10 protein-coding genes are annotated in these 8,291 nt (G+C 70.8%); 2 read left to right on the plus strand and 8 right to left on the minus strand.

Annotated elements, in window-relative coordinates; genetic code table 11:
• Positions 1-244: 244 nt before the first annotated feature.
• The 6 genes from mutM to QSK30_RS36395 form a co-directional block, all read right to left on the minus strand.
• Positions 245-1,114 carry a bifunctional DNA-formamidopyrimidine glycosylase/DNA-(apurinic or apyrimidinic site) lyase gene (mutM, locus tag QSK30_RS36370; RefSeq protein WP_285509965.1) on the minus strand — a complete coding sequence of 290 codons (870 nt, stop codon included), beginning with the start codon at positions 1,112-1,114 and terminating at the stop codon, positions 245-247.
• Positions 1,107-1,859, minus strand: a complete 753-nt coding sequence (rnc, locus tag QSK30_RS36375) for a ribonuclease III (protein ID WP_285509966.1) — start codon at positions 1,857-1,859, stop codon at positions 1,107-1,109. Before rnc ends, mutM begins: the two co-directional genes overlap by 8 nt.
• Before the next feature lie 23 nt (positions 1,860-1,882).
• A complete protein-coding gene (rpmF, locus tag QSK30_RS36380; RefSeq protein ID WP_285509967.1) occupies positions 1,883-2,065 on the minus strand; it encodes a 50S ribosomal protein L32 in 183 nt (60 codons plus the stop codon).
• A 47-nt stretch (positions 2,066-2,112) separates the two neighbouring features.
• On the minus strand, positions 2,113-2,691 hold the full coding sequence (locus QSK30_RS36385; RefSeq protein WP_285509968.1) for a YceD family protein: 579 nt from the start codon (positions 2,689-2,691) through the stop codon (positions 2,113-2,115).
• A 100-nt stretch (positions 2,692-2,791) separates the two neighbouring features.
• Complete coding sequence (locus tag QSK30_RS36390) at positions 2,792-3,514, minus strand: DivIVA domain-containing protein (RefSeq protein WP_285509969.1); 723 nt, start codon at positions 3,512-3,514, stop codon at positions 2,792-2,794.
• Positions 3,515-3,629: 115 nt separating this feature from the next.
• The gene (locus QSK30_RS36395; protein ID WP_285509970.1) at positions 3,630-4,064 is read right to left on the minus strand and encodes a guanyl-specific ribonuclease; all 435 of its coding nucleotides are present in this window, start codon (positions 4,062-4,064) and stop codon (positions 3,630-3,632) included.
• Positions 4,065-4,184: 120 nt separating this feature from the next.
• Here QSK30_RS36395 and QSK30_RS36400 point away from each other — a divergent pair, with 120 nt between their 5' ends.
• Positions 4,185-4,577, plus strand: a complete 393-nt coding sequence (locus tag QSK30_RS36400) for a GNAT family N-acetyltransferase (protein WP_502871942.1) — start codon at positions 4,185-4,187, stop codon at positions 4,575-4,577.
• Here the strand turns inward: QSK30_RS36400 and coaD are convergent.
• Positions 4,574-5,074: a pantetheine-phosphate adenylyltransferase gene (gene coaD / locus QSK30_RS36405; protein WP_285509972.1), complete on the minus strand. Its 501-nt coding sequence runs from the start codon at positions 5,072-5,074 to the stop codon at positions 4,574-4,576. The two genes, QSK30_RS36400 and coaD, sit on opposite strands and share 4 nt — an antisense overlap.
• A gap of 31 nt (positions 5,075-5,105) precedes the next feature.
• The gene (rsmD, locus tag QSK30_RS36410) at positions 5,106-5,678 is read right to left on the minus strand and encodes a 16S rRNA (guanine(966)-N(2))-methyltransferase RsmD (protein ID WP_285509973.1); all 573 of its coding nucleotides are present in this window, start codon (positions 5,676-5,678) and stop codon (positions 5,106-5,108) included.
• A gap of 140 nt (positions 5,679-5,818) precedes the next feature.
• Here rsmD and QSK30_RS36415 point away from each other — a divergent pair, with 140 nt between their 5' ends.
• Positions 5,819-7,918, plus strand: a complete 2,100-nt coding sequence (locus tag QSK30_RS36415; protein WP_285509974.1) for a HelD family protein — start codon at positions 5,819-5,821, stop codon at positions 7,916-7,918.
• The last annotated feature ends 373 nt before the right edge of the window (positions 7,919-8,291 follow it).

An 8,291-nucleotide genomic window follows, 5' to 3' on the forward strand; every position in this document is an offset into this window, starting at 1 on the left:
GCTGTGGGGAAAAAGCGTGGGGTGAAGGGCATCCCCACCACCAGGTCAAGGTTAGCGGCACTCCTCCCCCACACAAAGGGAGTCCGCCAGATCGAGCACATCCGTAACGGGTGTTGCGTTCCGTAGGACTTGAGAATTAGAGATTGAGGGCAAGGACAAGAAAAAAAGAAAGGGATGAGCGAAACGAGCAGAGTGGGCAAGGCAAGAGCAGAGCGGGCAGGGCAGGGCAGGGCAGGGCAGGTTGTCAGGCTGCCGCGAATCCCGGTGGGTGTGGTTGGCATTTGGGGCAGGAGAAGGAGGAGCGGTTCATAAAAGGCTCTCTCCTGATCGGTCTCCCGCAACGCCCACAAGGCAGGCCCTCTTGGCCGTAGGCGTTCAACGAGCGGTCGAAATATCCCGACTGGCCGTTGATGTTCACGTAGAGCGCGTCGAAGGACGTGCCGCCGACCGACAGGGCCTCGTTCATCACGTCGGTCGCCGCCGACAGGAGTTCCCCGGCCTTCGCGGCGGTCAGCTTGTCGGTCGGTCGGGCCCAGTGCAGCTTCGTCCGCCACAGGGCCTCGTCGGCGTAGATGTTGCCGATGCCCGAGACCAAGGTCTGGTCCAGGAGTGCTCGCTTGATCTCCGTGCGCTTGCGCCGGACTGCGGCTACCGCTGCCGCGAGGTCGAAAGCGGGGTCCATCGGGTCGCGGGCGATGTGGGCGACCGGGTCCGGGAGCAGGACGCCGTCCACCTCTACCGTCTCCTCGACCGACAGGCCGCCGAAGGTCCGCTGGTCGACGAAGCGCAGTTCGGGGCCGTCGTCGGCGAAGCCGACTCGGACGCGGAGGTGTTTCTCGTCCGGTGCGCCCTGGGGCTGGACCAGCATCTGGCCGCTCATCCCGAGGTGCGCCAGGACTGCCTCGCCGGAGCTCAGGTCGACCCAGAGGTACTTCCCCCGACGCCTGGCCTCGACCAGTTGGCGGCCGACCAGGCGGGAGGCGAAGTCGACGGCGCCCGGGACGTGCCTGCGGATCGCGCGCGGGTGGAAGACCTCCACCCGCGCGATCGTGCGGCCTGCCACGTGGTTCTGCAGGCCGCGCCGGACTACCTCTACCTCTGGTAGCTCAGGCACCGTTGGTGGAGTCCGGGGTGTCTGTGTCGATCTTCTCCGAGAGCTCGCGCCAGGCCGCCTCGGCGGCCTTCTGCTCGGCTTCCTTCTTCGTGCGACCGTCGCCGTTGCCGTAGCCCTGGCCGTTCACCACGACCATGGCGGTGAACTCCTTGCGGTGGTCCGGACCTTCCTCGCGCACCCGGTACTCCGGCACGCCTAGGCCTGCCGAGGCGGTGAGCTCCTGGAGGCTGGTCTTCCAATCCAGGCCCGCGCCGCGCAGTGGTGCCTCGGTGAGCAGCGGGTCGAAGTGGCGGTGGACCACCTGGCGCGCGGTGTCGATGCCGTGCTGCAGGTACACCGCGCCGATGACCGCCTCCATGCCGTCGGCGAGGATGCTGGCCTTGTCCCGGCCGCCGGTGAGCTCCTCGCCCTTGCCGAGCAGCAGGTGCGCGCCCAGACCGCCGTCGCCGAGGCCGCGGGCCACGCCCGCGAGGGCGTGCATGTTGACCACGCTGGCCCGCAGCTTGGCCAACTGCCCCTCGGGCAGGTCCGGGTGTGTGCGGTAGAGGTGGTCGGTGACCACCAGCCCGAGCACCACGTCGCCGAGGAACTCCAGCCGCTCGTTGGGCGGCAGGCCACCGTTCTCGTAGGCGTAGGAGCGGTGCGTCAAGGCGAGCACGAGCAGCTCGGCGTCCAAGCGGACGCCGAGCGCGTCGAGCAGCGTTTCCGGGTCCGAGGTCGGTCCCCGGGACGCCTTACCCCCCATGCCGTGCTTCTCTTCGCCGTCGGCTACGCGGGTGCGATGACCTGGCGACCGTTGTACTGGCCACAGGTCGGGCAGGCGAGGTGCTGCGGCTTGGGCTCGCGGCACGCCTTGTTCGAGCAGGCCACCAGGTGCACGGCAGTGGTCTTCCACTGCGAGCGGCGCGAGCGGGTGTTCGAACGCGACATCTTCCGCTTGGGGACGGCCACGACTGAATCTCCTCTGACGAGCTGGTGAGCAGGATCGGATGGTGGAGCTACTGACCCGGATCCTGGTGGAACCGCTCTTGCAGCGCGGCCCATCGAGGATCAATGGTCTCATGCCGGTGGTCGGCCCCGAGATCGGCCCACTTCCCACCGCAAACGGCACACAGCCCGGCGCAGTCCTCGGTGCACAGCGGCACGTGCGGCAGCGCCAGCACGACCGCGTCGCGGACGACCGGTTCCAGGTCGAGCCGGTCGTCGACCAGCCTGCTGACCTCGTCCTCGTCGGTGGTCTCGTCGGTCGCGCTGTCCGGGTAGGCGAACAGCTCGGTGATCTCGACCTCGACCTCGTCGGTGATCGGGTCCAGGCAGCGCGAGCACTCCCCGGCGAGCGGTCCGGCGGCGGTCCCGGTGACGAGGACGCCCTCCATCACCGACTCCAGCAGCACGTCCAGCTCGACCTCGGCACCCATCGGCACGCCGATGACGCCCTCGAGACCGAGGACGTAGCTGGCGGCCGCGGTGCGGCGCACCGGTCGGCTGGAGCCCGGGCGCCTGCCCAGCTCCCGGGTGTCGATCACCCAAGGGCTGTTGAGCGCCTGACGCGTGGGGCTCTTGCGGTGCGAGGACATGGCTGGTCGGTCAGCGCCTTCGAGGTCGGGTGGCGGCGAGCACCGATGACGGTGCGCGGTCAGCCTGAACAGGGTACGCGATCGGCGGCCGTGGCGGAAATCAGCCGTTGTAGTCGAACGGGACCGCGCCCGCGGGGACACCGCTCATCGTGCCACGCAGGTGCGAGCGGCCCTTCGCCACGGTGCGCAGCGTGTGGCTGAGGAAGTCCTCGAACTCGGCCAGCTTGCCCTCGACGTAGGCGTCGCACTCGGCGCGCTGGCGGGCGGACTCGTCGGAGCTGGCGTCGAGCACCCGAGCAGACTCGGCGTGCGCGGCGGCCACGACCTCGGTCTGCGAGACCAGCCTGCGCTGCTCGAACCGGCCCTCCTCGACGGCCCGCTCGTAGGACTCGCGGCCCGCCTGCAGCATCCGGTCGGCCTCGGACTGCGAGCGGCCCACCAGGCTCTCGTACTCGGCGCGGCCCGCGGCGACGGTGCGGTCGGCCTCGTCCTGGGCCTCGGCGACCAGCCGGTCGGCGTGCGCGGTGGCGTCGGCGATGAGCCGCTCGGCCTGGGCGCGCGCGTCGGCGATGGTGGTCTCGGCCTCCAGCGTGGCCTTGCTCACCGACTGCTCGGCGTGGTGCTCGGCGGCGCCGACGATCTCGTCCTTGCGGTCGAGCACGTCCTGGGCGTCGTCGACCTCGGCGGGCAGCGCGTCGCGGATCTCGTCGAGCAGTTCGAGCACGTCACCGCGGGGGACGACGCAGCCGGAGGTCATCGGCAGACCCCTGGCCTCCTCCACGATGGTGACCAGCTCGTCGATGGCCTCGAAGACCTTGTACACAGCTCCTCCTCCGCCCCTCGGCGAGCTCCAGCCGCCAATTCTGCCCGTTCGGCGCGGGCGGGGCGGGGACGTGGGCCGGGCGTGTCCCCGGTCGAGGACACGCCCGGGGGTCACGCTAGAAGGTGATGAACTGGAAGGAGGCGTAGTGGTCGCCGGTGTAGAAGTACTCGCCGCCGTTGCCGGTGACGATCCGGCGGGCGCCCCGGGTGCTGGAGCCGGGGGTCTTGACCGTGTACTCGTGGTAGTACCCGGTGGCGCAGCTGGGCAGGATGCGCTCGCGGTTCTGGAAGACGACGCCGTCCTGCGGGTAGGGGTACGGCCCGCCCGCGCGGATGAGCCGGTAGGTGTCGGTGGCCTGGGCGGGCAGCCTGGACAGGGCCACCCGGGTGTAGGACGAGGTGTTGCCGCACGCGGGCTGCGCGGCGACCTGCGAGGCGGTGTGGGCGGCGGTCGGGTCGGCGGCGGCCGTGCTGCCGACGCCGAAGACACCGAGCGTGGCGAGCACCAGGGCGAGCAGTGCGGTGACACTCTTCGAGGTGACGTTGCTCATTTTCGGAACGTAACCCGATCAGGTGATCGCTGACTTTCCGTCGCGTGAACCCCCTGTGGCAGGCTGGCGACCGTGCACATCCGACCCGCCGTCGCCGCCGATGTCCCCGCGATCGTGGCCATGCTGGCCGACGACCCGCTGGGCGCGACCAGGGAGGCACCGGGGGACCCGCGCTACGGCGAGGCGTTCGCCGAGATCGACCGCGACCCCCGGCAGCTGCTCGTGGTCGCCGAGGACGGTGGCGAGGTCGTGGGCACGCTGCAGCTCACGTTCACCCCGGGGCTGTCCCGGTTGGGCGCCACCCGGGCCACCATCGAGGGCGTGCGGGTGCGCACCGACCGCCGCGGCGACGGCCTGGGCCAGGGGCTGATCGAGTGGGCGGTGGAGACCGCCCGCGAGCGCGGCGCGGTCATGGTCCAGCTGACCACCGACGCCTCCCGCAAGCAGGCGCACCGCTTCTACCAGCGGCTCGGCTTCGTCGCCAGCCACGTGGGGATGAAGCTGCCGCTCTAGTCGCCCTCGGCCCGGGCGCGGTTCTCCGCCAGCCGGGCCACGAGTCGCTTGTGGACGTTCGGCGGCAGCAGGTGCGACACCTCGCCGCCGTAGGTGGCGACCTCCTTGACCAGCGAGCTGGACAGGAAGCTGTTGAGCGGCTTGGTGGGCATGAACAGCGTCTCCACCCCGGTGAGGCCCTGGTTCATCTGGGCCATCTGCAGCTCGTAGTCGAAGTCGCTGACCGCGCGCAGGCCCTTGACGATGGCCTGCACGTCGTAGCGGGTGCAGTAGTCGACCAGCAGGCCGTGCCAGGAGTCGACGCGCACGTTGGGCAGGTGCTCGACCGCCTCGGCGATGAGCGCCATCCGCTCCTCGACGGTGAACAGGCCGCGCTTGCTCTTGTTGATCAGGACCGCCACCACGACCTCGTCGAACAGGGCGGCGGCCCGCTCGATGATGTCGAGGTGGCCGTTGGTCGGCGGGTCGTAGGAGCCCGGGCACACCGCGCGCGTCATGAAACCGGACCGTAGCAGCCGGTCGGGACGGTCAGCCCGGGTTTGTCACACCGCTCACGCGCGCCCAGTGCAGGGTGGTCTCGCCGTACTTGCGGCTGCGCTCGGGAACCAGCCCGGCGGGCCACACCGGATCACCCGACCGGGTGGACCGCTCCACCACGACCGTGCTCCCGGTCGCGACCCACCCCTGCTCGAGCAGGGCGCCGAGGACCTGGCCCAGCTCGGTCTCGGCCAGCGCGTACGGCGGGTCGGCGAACACCAGGTCGTACGGGGTCCCCGGCGGCACGGCCAGCACCCGGTCGACCCTGGACGCCCGGATGTCCACCCCGGGCAGGTCCACCACGGTCGCGTTGCGCCGCAGCACCGCCACCGCCGCGCGATCGGACTCCACGAGCGTGGCGAGCGCGGCTCCCCGGGACAGCGCCTCGAAGCCGAGCGCGCCGGAGCCCGCGTAGAGGTCGAGCACCCGGGCGCCGTCGAGGTCCACGGCGGACTCCAGCGCGCTGAACAACGCCTCGCGCACCCGGTCGGCGGTCGGCCGGGTCCCCTTCGGCGGCACGCCGAGCCTGCGCCCACCGGCGGCGCCCGCGACGATCCTGGTCACCGCGCCATGGTGCCCGACAGCGCACGGACCGTCGCGATCCGGGGTGAGGCGGAGCACATCCGCCACGCGGCCGATTCACGCCAAGGGCAAAGCGCGTAATCTCGCTCTTCCGTCCGAGAACGAAACTGTGGGAGCGCTGCGTGTCGGAAACCTCTGTGAGAGAGGCCGAGATCGCGGTCGAGCAGAAGCACGTCGACATGGTCTACGCCCGGGTGGCGGTGATGCGCGACGAGGCCGAGGCGATGCGGACCAGGGGCGACGAGCTCGCCCACGGCGCCCGCAACGAGGCCGTCTTCGAGCAAGCCGCGATGCTCTTCGAGCGCGACGTGATGGTGCGCCACGCCACGCAGATCCTGCGCACGCTCGACGCCGAGCACGAGGGCCTGGTGTTCGGGCGGCTGGACACCACCGAGGGCGAGACGATGTACGTCGGCCGCCTCGGCGTGCGCGACGGGGACTTCGAGAACCTGGTCACCGACTGGCGCGCCCCCGCGGCGGCGCCGTTCTACCAGGCCACCGCCGAGAGCCCGATGGAGGTCATCCGGCGCCGGGTGATCCGCTCGACCGGGCAGTCCGTGGTCGACATCGACGACGACCTGCTGATGCCGGAGAACCACCAGGACAGCATGCCGGTGGTCGGCGAGGGCGCGCTGATGGCCAGCCTGACCCGGGCCCGCGGCGAGAACATGCGCGACATCGTGGCCACGATCCAGAAGGAGCAGGACGAGGCGATCCGGGCACCGTGGCGCGGGGTCACCGAGATCACCGGCGGCCCGGGCACCGGCAAGACCGCGGTCGCGCTGCACCGGGTGGCCTACCTGCTCTACCGCGACCGCAGGCGGATGGGCGGCTCAGGCGTGCTGGTGGTCGGCCCCTCCCCCGCGTTCACCTCCTACATCTCCCGGGTGCTGCCCTCGATGGGCGAGGACAACGTGGAGCTGCGCTCGCTCAGCGACCTGCTCGACGGCGCGAAGGCGCGCTACGTCGACCCGGCACCGGTGGCCGCGGTCAAGGGATCACTGCGGATGCGCCGGGTGCTGAAGAAGGCCATCCGCGAGGCCCCCGACGACGCACCGAACGAGCTGCGCATCGTCTACCGCGGCGAGGTCCTCAAGCTCGACGCCCGCGAGCTCGCGGCGGTGCGGACCGCGGTCCACAACGGCCGCAAGCCACCGAACCAGGCGCGGGTGGACGCGGCCGAGGCGCTGCTGGAGGCGCTGTGGCGCAAGGCCGACTCCTACGAGGACTTCCCGGTGAAGCGGGCCGAGCTGATCGCCGAGCTGGGCGACCGGATCGACTTCCACCGGTTCGTGGTGGTGTGGTGGCAGCTGCCGCACGCAGGCGAGGTGCTGCGCGCCCTCGGCGACCGCAGGCGGCTGGCCCGGGCGGCCAACCGGGTGCTCACCCGGTCCGAAGTGGACCTGCTGGCCGACTCCTGGGCCGACCGGGCCGCGGGCTGGTCGGTGGCCGACGTGGCGCTGCTCGACGAGATCCGGGTGCTGCTCGGCAGGCCCGCCCGCAGGCGCAGGCGCGGCGAGCAGGTGAACGGCCCGTCGCAGGGCTACCGCGGCCGCGAGGACTACGACGAGTACTCCCACATCGTGGTGGACGAGTCGCAGGACCTCTCCCCGATGCAGTGGCGCATGGTCGGTCGACGCGGCAAGTACGCGAGCTGGACCGTGGTCGGCGACCCGGTGCAGAGCTCGTGGCCGGACCCGGCAGAGGCAGCGCAAGCCCAGGACGCGGCATTCGGCGGTCCGCGCACCCAGCGCAGGCGATTCGGACTGCGGACGAACTACCGCAACTCGGCCGAGATCTTCGACCTGGCGGGCCGGGTGGTCACCGACGTGGCCACCGCCGACCAACTACCGCACGCGGTGCGCAGCACCGGGATCGAACCGTCGATCCGGGTGACCGACACCGCCGAACTGACCAAGGGCGCGCTGGCCGCGGCCACCGAACTGCTGGGCGAGGTCGACGGCACGGTCGGGGTGATCACCGCGACCAGCCGGGTAGCCGCGACACGCGCGGCGGTCGAGGAACTGAACGACGAACGCGTGCGCGTCGTGGACGGACTGGAGTCCAAGGGCCTGGAGTACGACGCGGTGGTCCTGGTCGAACCCGGTGAACTGGTGACCGAGTCCACCACCGGGCCACGAACGCTGTACGTGGCACTGACCCGCGCGACGCAGAGGCTCACTGTGCTGACCACCGACCCGACCTGGCCGGACGGCCGCTGACCGACAGCGGCCGATACAGTCCACAGTGGATAGTGGGCATCCAGCCAACCAACCGCAGCGGCATGCCACCTTCACTGGTGGGCGACAGGATCCCAACCCACTGGCACGCAAAGGATCCCGACCCCGCTGGCACGCGAGTGAATCCAGCCCCCGCTGGTACCGCAGCGGATGGGCCGACCCCGCGACACCCAAGCGAATCCCGCCTCCCCAGCAAACCGCAGCGGTGAGGCCGACCCCGCTGGAAAGCAACGCCCGCTACGAATGCTCGATCTAGTGGACTCGCTTCGTGTGGGGGGAGAGTGCCGCTAAACTTGCCGTGGGTGGGGATGCCCTTACCCTGCCCTTTTCTCTCCACCGCGGTGCTCTAGGGGCC

Source organism: Actinokineospora sp. NBRC 105648, assembly GCF_030269645.1.
Lineage (GTDB): Bacteria > Actinomycetota > Actinomycetes > Mycobacteriales > Pseudonocardiaceae > Actinokineospora.